12 protein-coding genes are annotated in these 20,723 nt (G+C 73.0%); 1 reads left to right on the top strand and 11 read right to left on the bottom strand.

The features are described 5' to 3' along the window. Positions 1–21: 21 nt before the first annotated feature. From TRAD_RS05035 to TRAD_RS04995, 9 genes are all read right to left on the bottom strand, one after another. The gene (locus TRAD_RS05035; RefSeq protein WP_049772973.1) at positions 22–1,737 is read right to left on the bottom strand and encodes an Eco57I restriction-modification methylase domain-containing protein; all 1,716 of its coding nucleotides are present in this window, start codon (positions 1,735–1,737) and stop codon (positions 22–24) included. A 217-nt stretch (positions 1,738–1,954) separates the two neighbouring features. Next, entirely contained in the window at positions 1,955–3,079 is a 1,125-nt protein-coding gene (locus tag TRAD_RS05030) for an LptF/LptG family permease (protein WP_013177507.1), read from the bottom strand. A 22-nt stretch (positions 3,080–3,101) separates the two neighbouring features. After that, entirely contained in the window at positions 3,102–5,129 is a 2,028-nt protein-coding gene (locus TRAD_RS05025) for a hypothetical protein (protein WP_013177506.1), read from the bottom strand. Between the two features lie 54 nt (positions 5,130–5,183). After that, complete coding sequence (locus tag TRAD_RS05020; RefSeq protein WP_013177505.1) at positions 5,184–5,903, bottom strand: hypothetical protein; 720 nt, start codon at positions 5,901–5,903, stop codon at positions 5,184–5,186. Positions 5,904–5,971: 68 nt separating this feature from the next. After that, on the bottom strand, positions 5,972–7,195 hold the full coding sequence (locus tag TRAD_RS05015; protein WP_013177504.1) for a M16 family metallopeptidase: 1,224 nt from the start codon (positions 7,193–7,195) through the stop codon (positions 5,972–5,974). Further along, positions 7,192–8,463, bottom strand: coding sequence for a M16 family metallopeptidase (locus tag TRAD_RS05010; protein WP_013177503.1), 1,272 nt, complete (start codon positions 8,461–8,463; stop codon positions 7,192–7,194). Before TRAD_RS05010 ends, TRAD_RS05015 begins: the two co-directional genes overlap by 4 nt. Before the next feature lie 59 nt (positions 8,464–8,522). Next, a complete protein-coding gene (locus tag TRAD_RS05005; RefSeq protein ID WP_013177502.1) occupies positions 8,523–9,248 on the bottom strand; it encodes an SDR family oxidoreductase in 726 nt (241 codons plus the stop codon). Continuing rightward, positions 9,241–10,116 carry an indole-3-glycerol phosphate synthase TrpC gene (gene trpC / locus TRAD_RS05000; RefSeq protein WP_013177501.1) on the bottom strand — a complete coding sequence of 292 codons (876 nt, stop codon included), beginning with the start codon at positions 10,114–10,116 and terminating at the stop codon, positions 9,241–9,243. Before trpC ends, TRAD_RS05005 begins: the two co-directional genes overlap by 8 nt. Continuing rightward, on the bottom strand, positions 10,094–10,393 hold the full coding sequence (locus TRAD_RS04995; RefSeq protein ID WP_013177500.1) for an acylphosphatase: 300 nt from the start codon (positions 10,391–10,393) through the stop codon (positions 10,094–10,096). Before TRAD_RS04995 ends, trpC begins: the two co-directional genes overlap by 23 nt. Before the next feature lie 175 nt (positions 10,394–10,568). Here TRAD_RS04995 and TRAD_RS04990 point away from each other — a divergent pair, with 175 nt between their 5' ends. After that, positions 10,569–19,811, top strand: a complete 9,243-nt coding sequence (locus TRAD_RS04990; RefSeq protein ID WP_013177499.1) for a translocation/assembly module TamB domain-containing protein — start codon at positions 10,569–10,571, stop codon at positions 19,809–19,811. Between the two features lie 262 nt (positions 19,812–20,073). Here TRAD_RS04990 and TRAD_RS04985 read toward each other — a convergent pair whose 3' ends face one another. Beyond that, on the bottom strand, positions 20,074–20,424 hold the full coding sequence (locus TRAD_RS04985; protein WP_013177498.1) for a type II toxin-antitoxin system PemK/MazF family toxin: 351 nt from the start codon (positions 20,422–20,424) through the stop codon (positions 20,074–20,076). Then, positions 20,411–20,659 (bottom strand): ribbon-helix-helix domain-containing protein, encoded by a 249-nt coding sequence (locus TRAD_RS04980; protein WP_013177497.1) that lies wholly within the window; start codon positions 20,657–20,659, stop codon positions 20,411–20,413. Before TRAD_RS04980 ends, TRAD_RS04985 begins: the two co-directional genes overlap by 14 nt. Between the last annotated feature and the right edge of the window lie 64 nt (positions 20,660–20,723).

Below are 20,723 nucleotides of genomic sequence, written 5' to 3'. Positions count from 1 at the left end.
CAAACACATACCATCTGTGTGTTAGTTGATGGATTTAATTATTTCGATGTCGCGCCAGTCGAGATTGTAAAGCTCGAACACAGCTGCGTTAATTGCGGCATGGTCGTTGCCACCGCCTAGTTCGATAAGCGTTTCCCTCATCTGCTCGCTTACAGTTTCCCAAACCGGAAGGCAGATGCGGCGCAGGTTTTGCGCTTGGAAACGCAACCAGCCACCCCGCATCTTGACTGAATAGGCCCAGACAAATAGCTTCGCTATATCTGAACGCAGGACGGCTTGGAGCGCCCGCAGATCCCATGTCCGGCTTGTCACCCAGTAGAGATTGTGGTGCGGGTAGGCGGTTCCCTCTTCGTAAGCCACAATCGGCTCGTTCCGAATATCGGGGATGAGCAGTTTTTTTTCTCCAGCGAGGTGCGGATAAATACGGTCGATCGTCCGGAACCAGCCAGAAGGGTTTTTCCGTGCAACGTGCCGTTCAGCTATCGTCTTACGGTTAGCCTCGAGGAAAGCAGCGAATTTGGGATAGTGGTCGGGATTTGCTAGCTGCCCGTCGGCCTCAAAGGGATTGATAATGCCCTTGCCGCCCCAGACAAACTGGCCACTGGCCAGGTCTTGCGCCATCGCAATAGGCAACTTGCGCTCCGGCTCCACGTCTAGCGCGTCGTAAGGCGCTATGTACACCCGGTCACAGCCGGAAGCAACTCCAATACCCACACGCCCCCCGGCCTCTTCTAGCGGCTTGTAAGCCCGTTCGATAGCACGGATAAGCTGAAGCTGCGGCGCACAGTCCAGTAGCCACGGCTCATCTCCATTGACTGCGTTGGATATCACCTCGACTGGGGCGCCCTCAGCACGATCTTCGTTATTAAGCTGCACAGCCAATTCCTTTAGATAAGCGGCATCCAACTTCGGGCGCTTGGCTATCGCAGTCGTGTCACCCCGATCATTTACGATGGTCGTGATTGAGGTATATGCAGCCACTTCGGTTCTGAAGGCGTCAGTACCTACCATGTCAACGTAGTGCTTCAGGTGGTAGTTGTCGGCCACAAGCTTACGGAGCCGTCTACCGTAGCGGTTCTTCATCCATCGATCTGAGCAAATAAAGGAGAGTTTGCCGCCCGGCTCTAGCAATCTCAGACCGCGCTCGATGAATGGGACATAGAGATCGGCTCGATCATAAACCGTCGCGTACTTGCTACGGTAAAACTTCATCAGTGGTGCCGAAATAAGCTCTTGGCGGACATACGGGGGATTACCGACAATATGTGTAAATTTACCCTCTATAGATGCTGCAAGAAAATCATCTTGCAATAGCCAATCTCTAGTCAAGTCCTGCGCAGTAGCTGCTTTGATCCCGGCGGCTTCTAGCTTGGCGATCACCTTTTGCTCAGTCGCCCGAGCCGTATCACGGTGTAACTCTACTGCTCTTAGACTGTTTTTGAGGACGCTATAGGGTTCACGACTCTGATGATGGCGCTTCCAAGAAGCTAATAACCTGTCTACCACCGGCAGAAGAAAACTACCGTCTCCAAAGGATGGCTCCAGGATGCGTAGCTGGGTTAGATCATGTTCAGCGGTGTAACCCACCAGGTCGAGCATGAAGTGAACAACCTCAGGGTTGGTAAAAACTGCACCACGCTCCTCAATTCCGGCCTCCGACAGCAGCGCGATAGCCTCTAAAAGGTCAGGGCTTCTTACCTCGGGAAGATCAAACAAAGGAGCCGGATGTGAAGTCATCAGTGCCATTGTACCGTCAGCCCTGCTAAAGCACACTCGGCAACCGCCGCCATCTGCTCGAGCTCGTCCGCGTGCAGGTTACCCCCGTTGTCGCAATCGACGCGTGCCCCAGCACCTTTTTGAGGCCGTAGACCTTCGCCCCCCGCCGCACCGCCTCGGTTGCGAACGAGTGGCGTTGCGGGGCGCGCACGACCCCGTCGCACCGGTGCTGACGCCGCTACCTGAGGTTGGTCCTCGCGTAGAGCAGATAGAGCCCCAAGAGCAACAGCAGCGCGTTGCCGAACCACAACCCCAGCCATACCGGCAGCACCCCCGCTTGGGCCAGCAGCTGCCCCAGGGTGAGGAGCAGATACCACGCGAGCGTCACGGCGAGCGATAGACCGAAGGCGACGCTGCGGCTGCGGGCGTGTAGCACCGCCAGCGGCAGCGCGACCGCGAGCAGCGTGAGGTTGGCAAAGGGCTCGGCCAACTTGCGGTGAAAGAGCACGGCCGCGGCGCGGCGCTCGGCGGCGCTGAGGCTCGGGTCGTTGGCGTCTCTTAGGGTGCGGGTCACCGAACGGGTGTCCTCGAAGCCGCCGCCGGAAAAGCGGGTGATGAGTTCGTCGACGTCCTCGGCGAAGGTGATGCGCAGCGGTGCGTCGGGCGAGGGGGCGCGGTTATGCAGCCGCACGAGCGCCTGGAGCTGCGCCTCGGGGGTGCCAGCGCCGTCGCGCAAGCTGCCGACGTCCAAAACGGCGTTCTGGTAGCCGTAGAGTTCGAGCCCCCCCTCGACGAAGCGGGCCCTTTCGGCGAGCACCACGCTCAGCTGGCGCCCGCGCCAGGCCTCCAGGCGCACCCCGAAGAGGTCGTCGGTGCGGCGGTCGGTCGCGGCAAACGAGAGCGAAAACTCCCCCAAGGGGATGCTCTGGCGCTCGAGCCGGAAAAGCCCGCTGCCGCCACTTGTGAGCTCCCACCAGAGCGCGCCGACCCGCACGTTAGCGCGCGGCAAGACCCACTGGTTCATGGCGAGCGCACACCCCGCGGCGAGCAGCCCGAGCGCGAGCATGGGGGCGCTCAGGCGGCGCAGCGCCACCCCGCCCGCTTGCACCGCGAGCAGTTCGTTAGCCGCGGCGAGGCGCCCGAAGGTGAGGAGCACGGCTAGAAGCAGCGCGATCGGCAGCGTCTGGACAATCGCCGTGGGCAGCTGCAGCGCCAACCAACCGAGCATCCCCCAGAGGGGCGTGCCGATGATCCACTGCAGGCGCGGAAAGTTCGCGCTGGTCACCGCCAGGCCGCTATAGAGCAAGAGGCTAAAGAGGAGCGCCGGCAGGCACTCGCGCAGCAGGTAACGGTCGAGGCGCATCACGGCGCTAAGGGGGGGTAAGTCATGGTTGAACCTCGGAGGCGGGGACGATCTGCACGTCGAAAGCGGTCCTCACCGCCCCGTCGTGGAGGCGGTAGGACGCGATCAGTGTACCGCAGCAGCTCCTCACCGCGAGCTCGAGCCCGTAGCCCGACACGGCGTCCGTCGGGGCCTCCAGGGGGGCGCCGGTGAGGAGCGGGGCGGCGTTAAGCGCCAAAAAGGGGCGCAGCGTGACGTCGGAGAGCGTCACGGGGTAGCTCGCCGAGAGCTCGAGCAGCTCGAGGCCGGTCGCCGCTCGCGCTAGGTTGTAGCGGAGCTGGGTGCCGAGCTCGAGCCCCAGCTCCTCCCACGCCGCGTCGCCGACAAAGCGCACGAAGGCGTCCACATTCGGCTCCGGCGGCCCCAGCAGGCCCGCGAGCTCCACCTCGGCGCGCGCCGCCGCGCGCCCCCCCGCCCAGCTAAGGTCGCGCCGCGCGCTCGCGTGGAGCCGCCGCACGGGGTTGCGCCCCTCGGCGGCGGCGAGCAGGTTGTAGCGCGCCTGCACCCCGAAGCGCCAGGGGGGGAGGGCGAGCTCGGCGCTGCCACTTACGAGGCTGCGCGGCTCCAAACGGTCGAGTCGCGCCGAAAAGGGCGAGCCCCCCAGCACGAGCTGCCGCTCGAAGCTCACCGTCGCCGTCAGCGGCCCGTAGACCCCGCGCCACGACGGCACGAAGCGCAGGCTAAACTGCGCCGCCGCGTTCCCCAACTCGTCGCGGACGCTCGGGTAGTGCGTCAGCGTGCTCTCGGTGCGCAGCGCGAAGGTGCCCGCCGGGAGCGGCGGCAGGGTGTAGACGGCGCTCCCCTGCACCCCTAGGCGCGGTGAGAGCACGGGGCCGCTCGGGAGGCGCTGGCTCGAAAAGGCGGTAAAGGCCCTAGCGCTCAGCGCGAGGGTGTCTTGCGCGAGGGCGGCCTGCGGCAGCAGCCGCGCGAGCACCTCCGTCAAACGGCGCCCCGCGTGCAAAGCGAGCGCGCCCTCGTGCAAAAAGCCCTCCTCGGCCCAGTGGCGGTTGGTCAAGCTAAAGTCGAAAGCGACGCCGGGGGCTACGGGGCGCCGCAGCAGCAGGTCGGCGCGCAGCCCCGGCCCGGCGCGCCCAAACGCCGCCCGCACGTTCCCCCGCCCGAGCCTCAGCAGCGACACCAGGCCGAGCGGGCGCCCCTCGTCGAGCCCCGCGACGCCGAGCTCGAGCGAGGCTTCCGGCAGCAGCTGGATCGGCACGCTCACCTTGGTCCCCTCGTCGAGCGTCTCCCCGACCGGTTCGGGCGCGGCCGGCGAGGGCAAGAGCCGCGCGCCCCCCACGCTGAGCCCCGGGCCACCGGGTTGTGGGGGGCCGTCGAGCAGCAGCTGCAAGTTGGGGTTGAGCGCGACGCGCAACCCCAGGGTCTCAAGCACCCCGTCGCGGACCTGCACGACGCCGCTCACAAAGTCCACGCGGGCCGAGGGCGCGCGCAGCAGGTAGAGCCCCCCCTCCTCGCACGCACAGGTCGTCGCGCTCGCCTCGCGCAGCACGAGCGCCCCGCCCGTCAAGGTCGCCCCGACGCTCTGCACCCGGAAGTTGCCGAGCCGCAGCGTGACCTCGCTAAGCGCCGTGCGCCCGTCCGCGAGGGTGTAGTGGGCACTGCGGGCGCTCCCGCTCGCCTGCGGGCTGCTGACCGCGACGCCGCGCAGGGCGAAGCCGCCCTCGGCGCTGCCGAGGTGCTCGGCGAACACCGTGACCTCCCCGAAGCGCAGCGTCGCCGCCTCGACCGAGACGCGCGGGTCGGCGCTTAGGCGCTCGACCACCATGCGCGGCGCCGTCACGGTGAGCACCTCGTCCGCTGCGGAGACGAAGCAGAGCCCGCCGGAGAGCTCGGCGCGGTCGCGCGCCGCTTCAAAGCGCAAGCTGCTCACAAAGACCGTCCCGAGGCCCTCGAGCTCGAGCGCCTGCGGGTAGTCGGCCGCGTTGCAAGCAGCCGCCCAGGTGCCGCTCAAGAGCGCGAGCACGAGGGCGAGCGCGGCCCTGCAGCGGCTCACAGCCTAGGCGCGCGCCTCAGGCGCGGCGTCACCCGAGCGAAGCTCACGAGAGCCTCACAACCCGTGCGGGGCGAAGCGCTCCAGAAGCGCCGGCGGCACCTCCGTGTCGGCGCTCACGGCGCCCGCCTCGTCCCAGCTAAGAGCCAACGTCTCCCCCGCGGCGCCGCGCAGCGTCACCGGCCCCTCCTGGTAGGTGTAGGGGCCGACCAACAGCGCCTGCGGCGCGGCGAGGTCGACGAAAGCGCGCGCGCCCGAGAGCGCCGGCGCGCTGCTCGTCACCTCCCCCTCGAGCACGGCCACGTCCTGCTCGAGAAAGACCGTCGCGGTCTCCGCCGCGAGTGTGACGGTGCTCTCGGAGGCGCTCTCAGGGGTGCCTTCAGCGTCACCCTCGGGGGCGCTCTCGAAGCGCACCCCGCCCTCCGCGCGCAGCGTCTGCGAGGCGACCTCGAAGTGCAGCGCGGGCGCCTCCAAACGGCCGAAGGCGCCCGTCACGGTAGCCCCCGCGACCTCGACGAAGTCGCCCTCCAAAAAGCGCACGAACGACCCCGCGAGGGTGACTTCGAGGTCGCGGAGGCTGAGTTCGCCCCCGTCGGGGAGGGTGGTGATGCCCGTCGCGAGGTCGAGGTCTTGCGCGCCGTAGGGGCGCACGCTGAGCGCGGCGAAGTCGGCCTCGGTGCCGAGCGGCGCGCGCGGTTCGGCGGGGGCGGCGAGGCTGAGGGCGCTTAGCGCGGCGTAGAGCCAGAGACCGCGGAGGAGAGAGCGGCGTAAACGCATGCTCTAGAGTTTACGCCGCGACGTATGAGAAGGGTCCTTGGGCCGCACGGCGCGGCTTAAGGGGGCCTTTAGGAGGCCGCGGGCGCCAGCGTCAGGCTAAATAGGGCGTCGAAGGGGCGCTTGGCCAGGAGCTTGTGGGCGTCGTCCGGGGTCGCCGCCATGATCTCGGCGATGGTCTCCTGCACCGACGCGTAACGCCGGTCGTACTCGTAACGCACCCCCAGCGACATAAGCCGGCCGAAGGGGGTCTCGCCGCGCAGGGTGAGCCGCGTCGCCAGCTTGCGCTGCGCGCGCCGCCACTCCTCGTCCCCGACGCCGCTCGTTTGGACCTCCTGGAGCGTCCGCTTAAAGACCGCCAGCGCCTCCTCGTGCGCTTCGGGCCCCGTCGACAGGTAACCGACGAACACCCCCGCCCCGTCGGCGGGGTCGTGCGACAAGGACGCGCTCTCGGCGAGGCCGTGGTCGACGAGCGCCCAGTAGAGGCGGCTGCCGCTGCCGTCGCCCAAGAGGTTGGCGAGCACCCCCGCCGCGCTCCGCAAGGGGTCCTGCGCGCTCACGCCGGGGGCGTAGAGGGCGGTGTGCGTGCGGGCGAGGGGCGGCTGCTCGAGGCGCACGTCGCCCGTGGCCGGCTCAAGCTCTGGGTAGCGCCGCGTCGCCCCGCTCGGGCGCCAACCTCTCGTCAGCGCCTCGACCTGCCTGAGCACCGCGTCCCAGTCGAAGCGGCCGGTGAGCGCCAAAAAGAGGTTGTCGGCGGCGTAGCGCGCCTCGAAGTAGGCCATCATCTGCTCGCGCGTCAGCGCGCGGATCGAGTCGGCCGACCCGAGCACCGCGTTGCCCAGGGGGTGCCCGCGGTAAAAACGGGCGTTCCCCTCCTCGAAGACCTTGAAGCTCGGGCGGTCTTCGTACATGGCGATCTCCTCTAGGATCACGTTTTTCTCGAGCGCGAAGTCCTCTTCGCGCAGCGCGGGGCGCATCATGTCGGTGAGGAGGTCTAAGAGCGCCTCGAGGCGCGTGGGCAGCACCGCGCCGTAGTAGACGGTGCGCTCGTCGGAGGTGTAGGCGTTGTAGTTGGCGCCCAGCGCGTCGAAAGCCAGGTTGATCGCCTCGGCGCTGCGGCGCTCGGTCCCCTTAAACATCATGTGTTCTAAAAAGTGCGAGACCCCGGCCTCCTCCGGCGCCTCATCGCGGGCCCCCGTGCGGACGAAGTAGCCCGCTGCGACCGAGCGCGCGCGCGGGTTGTGTTCGCCGATAACGGTCAGGCCGTTGTCCAGCGTCGTCTCGAAAAAGGTCATGTGCGCGCCCCCTCCAGGGCGTCCGGGGTGCTCGGGGCGGCGAGCGGCTTCGGGCCGAGGGTCACGACGGTAAAACGCGGCGCCCGTTGGTTTGCGAGAAAGCGGTTGAGGCTCTCTAGCGTCACGGCCTCGACCCCCGCTTGCACCTCAGCGACCGTGCGCGGCGCCCCCAGCAAGAAGAGGTCGCGCGCGAGGGCGCTCGCGCGGGCGCCGCTCGACTCGCCCTGCATCACCAGGCTTGACAGGAGCCCCGTGCGGGCGCGCTCCAACTCGTCCTCGGTGACGCCCTCGCGGAGCCGTTCGAGCTCGCGCAAGAGCACCCGCAGCGTCTCGTCGGCGCGCTCGGGGGTGGTGCCGGCGTAACCCAGGGTGTAGCCGAAACCGCGCACCGTGCGGCTCACCGCCGCGACGCTGTAGACGAGCGCCCGCTTTTCGCGCACCTCACTGAATAGCCTCGAGCCCATCCCGCCGCTTAACACCCCGACGGCGAGCGCGTTGTGATACCAGTGTGGGTCGCCGGGCGGGAGCGCCGCAAAGGCCACGCCGATCTGCGTCTGCGCGGTGGGCGCCGCCACGTGCGCGCGGCGGGGCGCCTTCAAGGCGACCTCGGGGAGCGCGACCCCGTCGCCTTGCCAGTCGCCGAAAAGCGCCGCCACGGTCTCCTTGAGGGGCTCCCAGGCCACCCCGCCCGCGACGCTCAACACCGCGCCGCGCGGCGCGAGGCGGCGTCGGGCGTCCGCGCGCACCCCTTCCGGCGTCAGCGCCCTCAGCTCAGCCTCCTCGCCGTAGGGGCTGCGCGCGTGCGGGGAGGCGAAGAGCGCCTCCGTGAGGGCGATAAAGAGCCGCTCCGTCGGGCTGTCGTCGAGCGAGGCGAGCTCCTGCAGGGCCAGGGCGCGCGCCCCCTCGAACTCGCCGCTCTCGAGGTGCGGCCGGCGCACGAGGTCGGCGTAGAGGCCGAGCGCTTCGGGGAGCGCGTCGGCGAGGAGCGAACCGGAGAACGAGCTGCTCTCCCGCCCTGCCCCCCCGCCGCGGCGCACGCCGAGCGCGTCGAGCGCGTCGCTAAAGGCGCGCGAGTCGCGCCCCCCCGCCCCGCGGTAGAGCCAGTCGTGGAGCACGGTCGCGCTCCCCGCAGCCCCGGTCGGGTCGGTCGCGGCGCCAAAGGGCAGCAGCAGCTCAAACGCGGCCGAGGGCAGCCAGGGCATGGGCTCGAGCACCAGCGTAAGGCCGTTCTCGAAGGTGTGGGTATGGATGACGGGTTCCGGGTCCATTCCCGTCAGTATAGTCCGGGGCGTGCAACGGGCGCGTCTCGGAGCGCCCCTAGCGCCCCCTAACCGGGCCCTGGCCGCACGGAGAGGTCGGTCACCTCGGCCGTGGGCGGCAGGGCGAGCGCCGCGAGGATCATCGCGGCGACCGACTCGGGTTGCACGAAGCGCGCGGGGTCGTAGGCGCGGCCCTCGAGCTCGTGGACCCGCGCCTGCATGGGGCTCGCGGTGCGCCCCGGGTAGACGCTCACCACCCGCACCCCGTCGGCTTTGACCTCCTCGCGCAGGGCGTCGGCGAGGGCCTTAAGCGCGTGCTTGGTGGCGGCGTACTGGCTCCACGAGGCGCGCGCCACGAGCCCGGAGCCCGAGTTGAGAAAGGCCACCTGGCCGCGCGCCCGCTTAAGGCTCGGCAAGAGGAGCTGGGTCAGCAAAAAGGGCGCGCGCACGTTGAGGGCGTACTGTCGGTCGAAGTCCGCCACGCTCGCCTCTAGCACCGGGCCGAGCGAGACCGTACCGGCGCTGTGCACGAGCACGTCCAAGCCGCCCTCCCCTAGCTCCGCGCCGACCTCGCGGAGCGCCCTTTCGTCGGTGAGGTCGACGGGGTAAGCGCGCGCCGCACCCCCCCAGCCCTGCACCTGCCGCACCACCTCGGCGAGCGCCCCCTCGCGGCGGCCCAACAGGTGCAGCGTCACCCCCTGGCGGGCGAGCTCGAGCGCCACCGCCCGCCCGATGCCGCTACTTGCCCCCGTGACCACGGCGCGCTTGCCCGCTAGGGGCGAGGCGCTAGCCACCGACGCCACCCGCCGCCACGAAGCGGCGCACCGCCCCCGAGAGGTCGCCGCTCCCCGCCACGCTGCTGCCGATCAGCACGGCGTCGGCGAGGTCGCGCACGGCGTCCAGCTCAGCCACGTCGCGGTAGCCCGACTCGGCGACCAGGAGCCCCGTAAACCCCGACGCGCGCGCCCGCGCCATCAGCCTGGGGGCGGTCGCGAGGTCGATCTGCAGGGTCGTGAGGTCGCGGTTATTCACCCCGATGAGCTGCGCGCCCACCGCCAAGGCAAGCTCGAGCTCGCGCTCGCTATGCACCTCGACGAGGGCGTCTAGGCCGAGCGCCTCGGTAAAGCGCAGGTACGGCCCCGTCAGCGCCCCCAAGACGGCCACGATGAGGAGCGCGGCGCTCGCGCCGGCGCGCCGCGCCTCGACGAGCTGCGCGGGGTGCACGGTGAAGTCCTTGCGCAACAGCGGCAGCGAGACGGCCTTGGCGACCGCCTCCAGGTGCTCGAGCGCGCCGCCGAAGTGCGCGGGTTCGGTGAGGACGCTTATAGCCGCCGCGCCGCCGCGGGCGTACGCGGACGCCGCCGCGGCGGGCTCGAGCGGGGCGATCTCCCCTTGTGACGGGCTCTTGCGCTTGACCTCGGCGATGAGGCTCAGGCCGGGCGCGCGCAGCGCCGCCGCGAAGGGGGGGCGCTGCGGGACGCTGAGCTCCTGCAGCGGCACGTCCGCGCCCGCGTAGGCCGCCACCCGCTCCGCCGCGATGCGGCCGAGCACACCCGGCACCGCCGCCGCCTGCTCGGCGCCGAGGGGCGCGGGGAGCGCCTCGGCGAGCGCGTCACCGGCGAGCGCGCCAGCGGGCGCGTCAGAAGGTGTGAAAGCCTTCAAGCCCGCTCGCCTCCCCCCAGGTCACGTCGACGGCGCGCACCTCGGCGTGTGCCGGACCGCGCCTAAGCTGGTGCAAGAGCGCCTCGAGCTCACCCCGCTCCCCCTCCGCGACCACCTCGACCCGCCCGTCGTCTAGGTTCTCAGCGTAGCCGCAGAGCCCGGCGTCGAGCGCCAGGCGGCGGACGAAGGCGCGATAACCGACCCCCTGCACGCTCCCCGAGACGAGGGCGCTGAGCCGCAGGCGCTCGGGGGTCCCACTCTCATGCCGCTGCTTCATAGCTGCACTCTAGCGCGCCCATGGACGCGCGTATAGGGTGCGGGCGCCCACAAGGGTCCGCAGCGCACCTCATGAGCGCCCCTTAAGAGGCGGCACAGCCCTCCTCACCCGTGGGTGCTATCTTAGGGGTTACGCGCGCCCTCGGGGCGCGTTTGCCCTGTTTACCCCGACCCGTATGGCCTACGAACGCCCGCACCCCGCCACGCAGCCCACCGAGCGCCGCCGCACGCGGCGCGCGCTCGTGGTCGTGTTGACGCTTGCCACGCTCCTCTTGAGCCTCTACGCGCTGCCGCTCCTACCGCCGGTGCGCGCGTGGCTGCTCGGGCTGGCGCAAGACGCCGCTAGCCGCACGGGCTTTACGGTGCGCTTCGAAAGGAGCGCCGGCAACCTCTGGCACGGCCTGACGCTCTCGGGGGTGCGGGTGACGGGGCCGGGCGTCGACGCCGAATTGGAGCGCGTGGCGCTCGGCTACGCGCTGGGCGCGCTCCCGACGGGCACCCTGCCGCTCGGGCTCGAGCTCTCGGGGGTGCGCGGCGACCTGCACGTCGGCGCGCTCGCGGACGCGCTGCGCGCGGAGACGGGCGCCCCGCGGGGGCCGCTGCGCGTCACCCCCGTGCTGCGCCGGGCCGAGGTCGCCGACGTCGCGCTCACCGTCGACGGTACCCCGCTGGACGTCGCCGACCTGCGCCTCACGGACCTGACGGTGCAGCAGCGGGGGGAGAGGGTCGCGTTCGGCGCCGCGCTCACCGCGGGGGAGGACCCCGAGCGCGAGGCGCGCGCGTCGGTGCGGGGCAGCGGGACGCTCGCCCCGCTCACCCTCGAGGCCGACGTGCACGCCGACGTCGCGCTCGCTCGGCCCTTTTTCGACGGCCTTGAGGGGGGCACGCTCGCCGGCACCGTGCGCGTCGACGAGGGGGGGGCGACGGGCGAGCTGAGGCTGGAGGGCGGCGCGGTGACGCTCGCCGGGATCGAGCTCGAGGGGGTCTCGGGGCCGGTGCGGCTGCGCGGCCGGGCGCTCGAGGCCGAGCTCAGCGGCCGCGCGCTCGGCGGGCCGCTTTCGGGCACCGCCGCGGTGGACCTAGAGGCGCAGCGCTGGGAGGCGGCGGTGACGGGCGACGCCGCCCTCGCGGAGGCCGCCGCGTGGCTCGCCGCGGGGCGCGCGCCCCTCTCGCCGGAGGCCCTCGGCGAGCTGCTCGGCCTCTCGGGCCGCGCCGACGTGGCGCTCACCGCGAGCGGTTGGCAGGACGTGACCCTCTCGGGCACCGCGGTAGGCGCGGGGGCGCTGCGCGGCGCGCCCCTGCGCGACCTGCGGGTCGACTTCGGCTTTGAAACGGCCACGGGAGCCCGCGCGTCGGCGACGGGGCGCCTCGGCGGGGCGCCCTTTCGCTTCTCGCTCACCCCCGCCGACGAGGGCTTCTGGGTGCGGGCGAGCGGCGCCGGGCTGCCGCTCGCGGCGGGCGTGGCGGCCGACCTGGAGCTCGACCTCACGGGCGGCGAGGCGGGGCTGACGGGGGGCGCCGCGCTCGCGCTCGAAAGCGAGGCGCTCGGGCGCGAGGCGCAGCTCGAGCTGCGCGCCCAAGCCGACGGGGACACCTGGCGCCTCCAGGCGAGCGGCGCCGACGGGCAGGGGGCACGCCTCGCGGGCGAGGCGACGCTCGCGGGCGAGGCCCTCACGGGCGCGCTGAGCGTCTCAGCGCTCGAGCTGCCCGGCGTGGCCGCTCCAGTCGACGCCACCCTGCGCGCCGACGGCCCCCTGGGGGCGCTCCCCCTCACCCTCGAGCTCGCGGGCGACAGCGGCGTGCGCTTGGGCGCGGGGGGCGTCACGCTGGCCGACGACCTCTCCGGGAGCGCGCGCGCGACCCTCGCCGGGACGACCCTGGAGGGCCTCACCGGCCGCTTCGGCCCGCTCGCGCTCACCGGCGCGCTCGACCTCGCGGGGCGCGCGGGCGAACTCGCCTACACCCTCGAGCCCACCCCCCTTGCGGGGCGCGCGGCGGGGCGCGTCGGCGTCCGGGGGGGGACCCTGACCCTCGCGGACGGCGAGCTTACGGCGCGCGGCACCCTCCAGGGCGCGGGGCTAAGGGGCGCGGGCGTGACGCTCCCCACGCTCGACGCGCCCTTCACCGTGACGCTCGGGGGGGACGCGCCCAGCGCCACCTTGCGCGACCCCGCGCAGGGCGTGGCGCTCGAGCTGGGGGCGGGGCGGCTCCGCGGCGCGTTCGAGGGGACCCCCGTCGGTGCGCTCGGCGAGACCTTCGCCGTCACCGGGACCCTGGAGGCGGCGTTGGGGGCGCTCACCGACACCCTGGCGCTCGACCTCCGGGCGAGCGCTCCCGGCACCCAGCTCACCGTCACGGGCGACGCGGCGCAGCTCGGGCTCGAGCTCGCGGCCGAAGCGGGCGCGACGCTCGCGGGGCGCACCCTCGGGGCGCCCCTGACGCTCGCGGGCGAGGGCTCCTTGCGGGCGGGGCGCGCGGCCCTCGCGGGCGCGCTCGGCGCGGTCGGGCTCGAGCTCGCGGTGCGCCCGGACGCGGCGGGCGCGCTCCAGGCCGACGCCACGCTGCGCGACGGCGAGAGCGCCCTGCGCGCCCGCCTCGGCGGGGAGGGCGCGCAGCCCGGCGACTGGACGACCGACGGGACGCTCCCCCTCGGGGGGCTCGGCGAGGCGCTCGGGCTGCCGCTGACGGGGCGGGTGCAGACCGACCTGGCGCGGCGCGGCGGGGTGCTGACGGGGCGGGCGGCCCTCGAGGGCGAAGCCTTCGGGGTCCCCGTAACGGGCAGCGCGGCGGGCGCGGGGGACGCGCTCGAGCTCGCCGGGGCGGCCGAGGCGTTCGGCCAGGCGCTCCGCCTCACCGGCCGCGCCGTCCCCGCCGAGGGGGGGCGTGAGAGCCTCCTGGACGCCACGCTGCAGCTCGGCGACGGGGGCGTCCTCGAGCTCCGCGGCCCCGTCGGCGCCCTCGCCGTCACGGGGGCGGGCGAGACGCCCGCGCTCAGCCGCGCGGGGCTCACCGTCGCGCCCCAACCCTGGCGCGTGACCGGCGACCTCGGCGAGGGGAGGCTCGCGCTGACGCTCGGCGCCTCGCGCCTCAGCGCTCAGCGGGACGCGACGGGGACGTGGGCGCTGCGGGGCGCGATCGACCAGACGGCGCAGCTCGCGGGGCAGCCCGTGACCCTCCGCGCCGAGCTGAGCGGCGCGGGGACGCGCTACGAGGGCGCCGGCACCCTCGAGCTCGCCGCGCAGCGGTTGCCGCTGCGCTTCGCGGGCGAGGGGGGCGCGGCGCGCGCGACCCTCGAGCTCCGCGCCTTTGAGCTCGCCGCGCTCACCCCCGCCACCGGCACCGCGTCGGGCACCGTGCGCCTCAGCACCCCCGCCACCGGCGAGGCGCTCTACGAGGTCGACGTGCGCGCATCGGGCGACGCCCTGGGGGCGCCCTTCGACCTGACGGTCCGCGCCGACCCCGCGGCGGGGGTGCGGGCCACCGGCACGCTCGCGGGGGCGCCTTTCGCCCTGCGCGGCCCCCTGCCGACCGGCCCCTGGACGCTGAGCGCGGCCGACCCGCGCGTCCCCTTCGACCTGGAGGCGACCCTGAGCGTCGGGGAGGCCGCTCGGCTCACCGGCGCCGGCACCCTCCAGGGGGAGGCGCTCGAGCTGCGCGCGCAGCTCGACCCCGCCGGGGGGGAGGGCGGCCTCGAGGCGTCGTGGGGGGCGGCCTCCCTCACCGGCACGCTGGCTGGCGCGGCCACGGGGGGCGCGCCGCGCGTGCAGGGGCGCCTGGACGCGCCTGCTGGCCTCCCCGGCCTGCCGCTGCGGGGCCCCGTCAGTGCCGAGGTGCGGCTCGAGGGGGCGCCGGAACGCTTGGCACTTCACTTAGAGGCCGCCGCGGGCGAGAACACCCTCGAGCTCGGGGGCACCGTCGCGCTGGGCGAGGACGAGGGGCGCGCCGAGCTCGAGGGCCGCCTCGCCGTCCCGGCGGCGGGCGCGCCCCTCGCGCTCCGCGTCACCCCCCTCGAGACGGGGCACCTCGCCGCCCTGAGGCAAGAGGACCTCGAGCTGCGCGCCGTGCTCGCGCGCGACCTGACGCCGCAGCGCGTGCGGCTCGAGGGGTCGCTCGAGCGCGCCGTGGCGCTTCCGGAAGCGCCCCTCGCGCTCGCCCTGACGAGCAACCTGGTGTGGCAAGCGGGGCGCGGGTTCGAGGGCGCGGCGACCCTGGACGCCGCGCTCGCGGGGGGCGCCTCCTCACCCCGCGCCCACCTCGCGCTCACCGGCGAGGGGGCGCTCACCCTGGAGGGCGCCCTTGAACTCGGCGCCGCGCGCGCCCTCGTGAGCGCCGCCCTCGCCGCCGAACCGTGGCGCAACCGGGCGCTCGTCGGGCGGCTCGAGCTCACCGCCCCGTTGCACGACCTCGTACCCGCCTGGCCGGGCGAGCCGGCGACGCTCGCGGGGACGCTCGCGCTCTCGGGGACCCTGGACGACCCGCAGCTCGCGGGGCCGCTGTCGCTCACGGGGGCGCTAAGCGCGGCGGGCTCCCTGGAGGCGGACCTCGGGGGCGGGCGCCTCCAGCTCCTGGGGCCGGGGCTCAGCGTCGCGGCGTCCGCCACGCGCTCAAACTACAACCTCACGCTGAGCGCGGACGCGCTCGACCTCGCGGCGGCGCTGCCGCTTGAAGCGGCGTCGCTGAGCGGCGCCCTGCGGGTGGCGGGGCGCTTCGGCGAGGCGCCGCGCGCGCACCTGACTGATCTGCGGCTCGTGAGCGGCGACAGCCAGCTCTCGGGGCGGGCGCGCTGGGACGGGCCGCGCGGCGCGTCGGCGGCGCTCGAGCTAGACGCTCGTTTAAGCGACCTCGACCCGGCCTGGCGGGGGCGCCTCGCCGGCCCGCTGCGCTTGGAGGCGTCGGGGGCCGCGGACGGCGCGCTCGCAGCGGCGCTTGAACTCACCGGCGCCGGCCCCGCGACCGGCGCCTGGACCCTCGGCGGGGCGCTTGAACTCACCGGCACCCTCGCCGACCCGGCGCTGCAGCTCGAGCTGACGGGCGCCGGCGAGGCGACGGGCAGCGTCTCGCTCACCGCGGCGCCGCAGCGCGGCCGCTTCGCGCTCACCAGCGACCTCGGCCTGGGGGCGCTGCAGACCGACCTGAGCGTCGTAGCGACGCCCGCTCTCACGGCGCAGGGGACGGCCCGCGTGGGCGACTTCGGCGTGCGCCTCCACGAGGTGGCGGGGGAGCTCGTGCTGGTCGGCGAAGACCGGCTCGCGGGTTGGCGCGCGGCGCTCGAGCCCCGGACCACCGCCCTCAGCCTCCGGGGGCCCCTGGAGGCCCTCACCCCCACCGTGAGCGGCGACCTCGAGCTCACGGGGACGCTTTTCGGGGCCGAAGCGCGCGGCCGCGTGCGCGACGTGCGGGCGCCGGGGCTCGAGCTCGGCGACCTCGAGCTCGCGCTCGCGGGCACGCAGCTGCGCCTGTTCGGCGCGCCCCTCGAGGCCGCCGCGACGCTCTCGGGGGCGCTCCCCTGGCGGCTCGAGCGGCTCGAGCTGCCGCTCGGCGACCTCACGCTGCGCGCCACGGGTGCCGGCGACCGGCGGGCGGGGGCGCTAGAGGGGGTGCTCGCGCTGGGCCAGGGCGGCGCGCCCGAGCTCCCGCTGAGCGCCGTTTACGGCGAGGACGGCTTCGGGCTCCGCGCGCGCGGCGACCTCCCGGGGGGGACGCTGAGCGCCCGCGCGCAGACCGACGGGACCGCGTGGGAGGGCGCCGTCACCCTCACCGGCGGCCCCGTCGAGGTCGCGGGCGCGCTCTCGGGGCCGCTCGGGGCGCCGCGCCTCGCCGGCCGCGCCACCCCCGCCGCGGGGGCGCCCTTCGCCCTCGCGGGCACCTTCGACGTGAGCCCGCAGGGGGCGGCGCTAGAGGCCGAGCTGAGCGCCGCCCCCCTGGAGGCGCCCCTGACGCTCACCGGTAGCGGCTTCCCGCTCGACCTCCGCCTCGGGACGCCGGCGCGTCCCGAGGAAGCGCTGCAGGTGACGCTGCAGGGCGGCGCGCTGCAGGCGCAGGGGTCGCTGCGCTTGGGGGTCGGCCCCGCCGAGGTGCGCCTGGGCGCGCGCGAGGAGGGTCTGGCGCTCACCGTCGCCGCCCCCGCGGCGCCCGGCCTGGCCCTGACGAGCACCCTACCGCGCGAGCTGAGCGCCTGGGGCGCGCTCGGTAGCGGCGTGCGCTTTGTGGGCGCCGAGAGCACCGAGGGGAGCCTCCTGCTGCGGCCGGCCGAGCGGGAGGCCGAAGCGCAGGGCTTGCGCTGGACGGCCCCTGCGGGCGCGCTCGAGCTCACCGGCGCGCTCGCGCTCGAGAACGGCGGCCCCGTCGGCGAGCTCAGCGGGCGCTTTGTGGGCCTAAGCGGGGCGCCGCTGCCGTGGCTGGCGGCGCTCGAGCTGCCCTTTAAGCTCACCCTCGACGGGGACGCCGCGGCGCTCGTCAGCACCGGCCCCGCGGGCACCCTCGCCGCCGAGGGCGACCTGGGGGCGGGGGAGGTGACGCTCCGCAGCGACCTCGCCCTCGGCGAGGGGCGCTTAGGCGCCGAGCTGCGCTACGCGCGCGCGCGCGGCCCCGAGGGCACCCTCGAGGTCGCCGCGCTGCCGGTCGCTCGTGCCGGCGACGAAACGGTGCTCCTAAGCGGCGCGGCCGAGCTCAACCCGAGCGGCGCCGCGGGCGAGCTCACCCTCGCCTTCGCGGGCGGGCGCTTGGGCGCGAGCGGCGCGCTCGGTTGGGCGCGCGCGCTCCCCGCGGGGCTCACCCGCGCGCTGCTGCCAGAGGCGGACGACGTCCTCGACGCCTCGCTGCGCCTCGAGCGCTTTCAGCTCGCCGCCGTCCCCTGGGTGGCGCGGCGCCTGCCCTACCTCGAGGCGCCCGTCAGCGGGGTCGCGCAGCTCCGGCCGGGCCAGGTCGTCGGCCAGCTCACGGCCCCCGACCTGCGCGCCGGCGCCACCCCGCTCCCCATGACGGCTGAGTTCAACGGTTCGTTCTCGCGCCTCGCGCTGCGCGCCGAGCTCGCCGGCAGCCGTTTGAATGCCACCTACGACGCCCGCGGCGGGGGGCGGGGGGTCGTCGCGGGGCTCGCCACGCTCGAGGGTTTCCCCTTGGGCGCCCTTGCCGAGGCCGCGCTGGGTGAGGCGCAGGTCGTGGCCGCGGCCACCGGCGCGGCCCGCTTCGAGGTGCCGCTCGACGACCCGGCCGCTAGCTACGTCCGGGTCGCGAGCGAGCGCCTCACCCTGCGGCGCGCCGAGAGCGGCGTCGCCGCCCCCGCGAGCACGAGCGCGCCCGCGATTGCGCTCACGGGCCCTGCGCCCCGCGGCCCCGTCACCGAAGGGGACGTCGCGCTGCGCTTCGAGGGGGGCGCGCTGTTCGTCGAACGCGCGGAGTTTCGCGGCGACGGCTTCTGGCGCGCCCAGGGCCAGCTCACCCCGGAGGCGCTCGACTTTACCCTCGAGGCCGAAGCGGCCGACTTCACCCCGATCTTGAGCCTCTTCCCGCAGCTCGCCGCGTTCGACGTCGGCGCGCGCGGGTCGCTCGACCTGCGCGCCGCCGGGAGCCCGTCGGCGCCCGACATCACGCTCCTTAGCCCCGCGTTGGAGCTGAACCTAGCGGGCTCGAGCTACCGCGCGCTCAACACCGCCGCCACGCTCTCGGGGGGCGCGCTGGGTCTGCGCGCCGACCTCATCGGCGTCTCCCCCATCGGGGGGGCGCTCGTCGTCCAGGGGAGCGGTCAGGTGAGCTTAAGCCCCTTCGTCGCCTCCAACGTGGCGCTGCGCTTTGCCGGCAGCGCCGCGATCCCCACCGTCGGGACCGTGAGCGAGGTTCGCGGACGCCTCTTCCCGCAGGCGGGGCTGCGCGACTGGCAGCTCGAGGCGCAAGGGGTGCTCGGCAACCCCTTTACCGTGACGGGGTCGCTCACCCCGCTCGACCTCACGCTCCAGGGCCAAGGGCTCGACGTGCGCGCCGAGCGGCTCTTTTTGGCGCGCAGCGACACCGACCTCAACCTCAACCTCCGCGCCGAGGGGGGCGCGTTCGTCGTCTCGGGGAGCGCGTTTGCCCGCGAAGCGCAGCTCTCGCTGGCCGCGCGCGGCGGCGCACCGGACGCTGGCCCCACCGCTGCGGACGACGAGACGGCGGGCGAGGAGGTCGGCGAGGCGGCGCGCGCCGCACCCCCCGACGCCGAAGTCCTCTCGGCGACCGGTACGGTGAGCCCGCTTACGACGAGCGGGGAGACGGACGCCTTGGCGCTGCGCTCTAGCCTCGCCACACCCGACCTAAACGGCGCGCAGCTCGAGCTCCCACGCGTAGCGCCAGACCTAACGGACCCCACCGTGCCGGACCCCGCCACGCCCCTAGGCGCGGGTCTCGAGGCGGGCCCGCGCACCCCCAACCCGGTGCTCCAACGGGTGCGCTTCGAGGGCCTTACCGTGCGCGCCCCCCGCGAGGTGCTCTTCGCCGAAGCGTTCGGCTCCGCCGAGCTGAGCGTCGACCTCACCGTCACGGGCACCGCCGCCCAACCGCGCTTGGCGGGCGAGGCGCGCGCCCTACGCGGGACGGTCCGCTTTTCGGGGCAAGACTTCGTGCTGACCCAGGGGCTCGCGCTCTTCGACCCCGCCCAGGGGGCCTTCCCGACGCTCGCGCTCGAAGCGCAGGCCAGCTTCGACAAAAACCGGGCGCTCGGGGTGCAGACGAGCGCCGAGTTCGTCGCCCCCCCCGGCCCGACCTTCGAGGTGACGCTCGCGGTCACGGGCGGCTTCGAGGAGAACCTCGCGGGGCGCACCGTGTTGGAGCTCGAGCCCACCCTGACGAGCAACGCCCAGCTCCAGGAGGGCGCTGCCGCCCCCCGCGCGCTCACCGAGACCGAGCTCGTCTCGCTGCTGACGCTCGGACGCCTGCAGCTCGGCACCACCCTCACGGGCGCCGGCGGCGTCGCGGGGTCGGTCGCCGAGACGGCGCTCGACACCGCCGTCGACCTGCTCGTCCTCTCGGAGCTCCAGAGCGCTCTCGGCGAAGCGATCGGCGTCGACCTCTTCGAGATCCGCACGACCTCGCTCTCGACGCTTCTAGACGGCCAGCTCGCCGACCCCTTCGGCGTCTCCGTGCGCGTCGGCGGCTACCTAGGCGACAACCTCTTCGCCAGCCTCTTGGTCGGCAGCGCGAACGACCCGACGCAGGCCTACGCCCTCTCCAACGAGTTTTCGGTCCGCTACGTGCTCGACCCCCTGGAGCTCAACCTCTCGGGCGGGGTCAACCTGCTCGGGCGCACCAACCTCACGGCGGTGACCGACTTCAACCTGTCGCTGGCCTACAACCTCAGCCCGCTCGTGAGCCTAGACGCGGCGCTCGAGACCTCGACGCAAACGAGCCGCACGCGGGTCGGGTTCGGGGTGAGCTTTACGTGGTAGACGCTGTCGTCTAACCCGAAACGGTGCAGCAGGGGCACAGCCAAGGCGCTCCCATTAGACTTCCTGCAAAAGTGCTGTTTTTTCAACTGAGCGCGTCTGCTCATACTCGCTCCACTCGGCGAAAGCCGGAGCCGGGCGTTCGCCCGCCTCCCACTTTCGCAGGAGGTCTATTGGTGCCCGACCAAAGCGGCGCGAAAGTATGCAGCTCATCAACATCGCAGAGCCACACAACTCCTCCCAACGCGCACGGCAACGGGTGCACCTAAAGCGCCAGGTGCAGCTTCAGCGCTTCGCCTAGCGCTTGCAGGTAGCGTTCGGGTAACACGCCCTTAGGGGCAGGTGCGAAGCGCTCATACGCTAGGGCCCGAACCTGCTCGGCTTGCGCCTTGGCGTCCTTTGGCAAACCGGTCACCTCGGCGGGCAAGAGAACCTGAAAGGCGTAGACGCGCTCGACGTTGCTGCTTAGCGGCACCACCGTCACCACGCCTCGCCGCCGCTCCTCGACGACGCGGTTAAGAGCGTCGTGGCTCACGACCACCACGGGCCGCGTTTTGTTCGCCTCGCTGCCCCGGATCGGGTCTAGGTCGGCGAAGTAGATGTCACCCCGCCTCATGGGCGTCCTTGGTGAGTAGGCCGTCACCGGCGGTCTGGTCCCACAGTTCGGCGTCGCCTGAGGCGTCCCACTCGGCCATCGCTTGTGCGTACTGCCCGCTCAGCTCCCGCTCCCGAAGCGCTTTGATGGCTTGCTCGAGCACCTCGCTGCGGCTTTTGAGGGCGTGCGCTCGTTGATAGCTGTCGAGGTACCGAAGGAGCACCTCATCGACCCGTGCACTGATGGACACCTTCATGTTACAAATCGTATCACGGTTTGTATACATCGACGTTGTGCATTCTCTCGGCCGCAACGGTTTA

It is taken from the genome of Truepera radiovictrix DSM 17093, from assembly GCF_000092425.1.
Classification (GTDB): domain Bacteria; phylum Deinococcota; class Deinococci; order Deinococcales; family Trueperaceae; genus Truepera; species Truepera radiovictrix.
The sequence above is the reverse complement of the archived record's forward strand: the minus strand, read 5'-3'. Positions and strand labels throughout refer to the sequence as shown.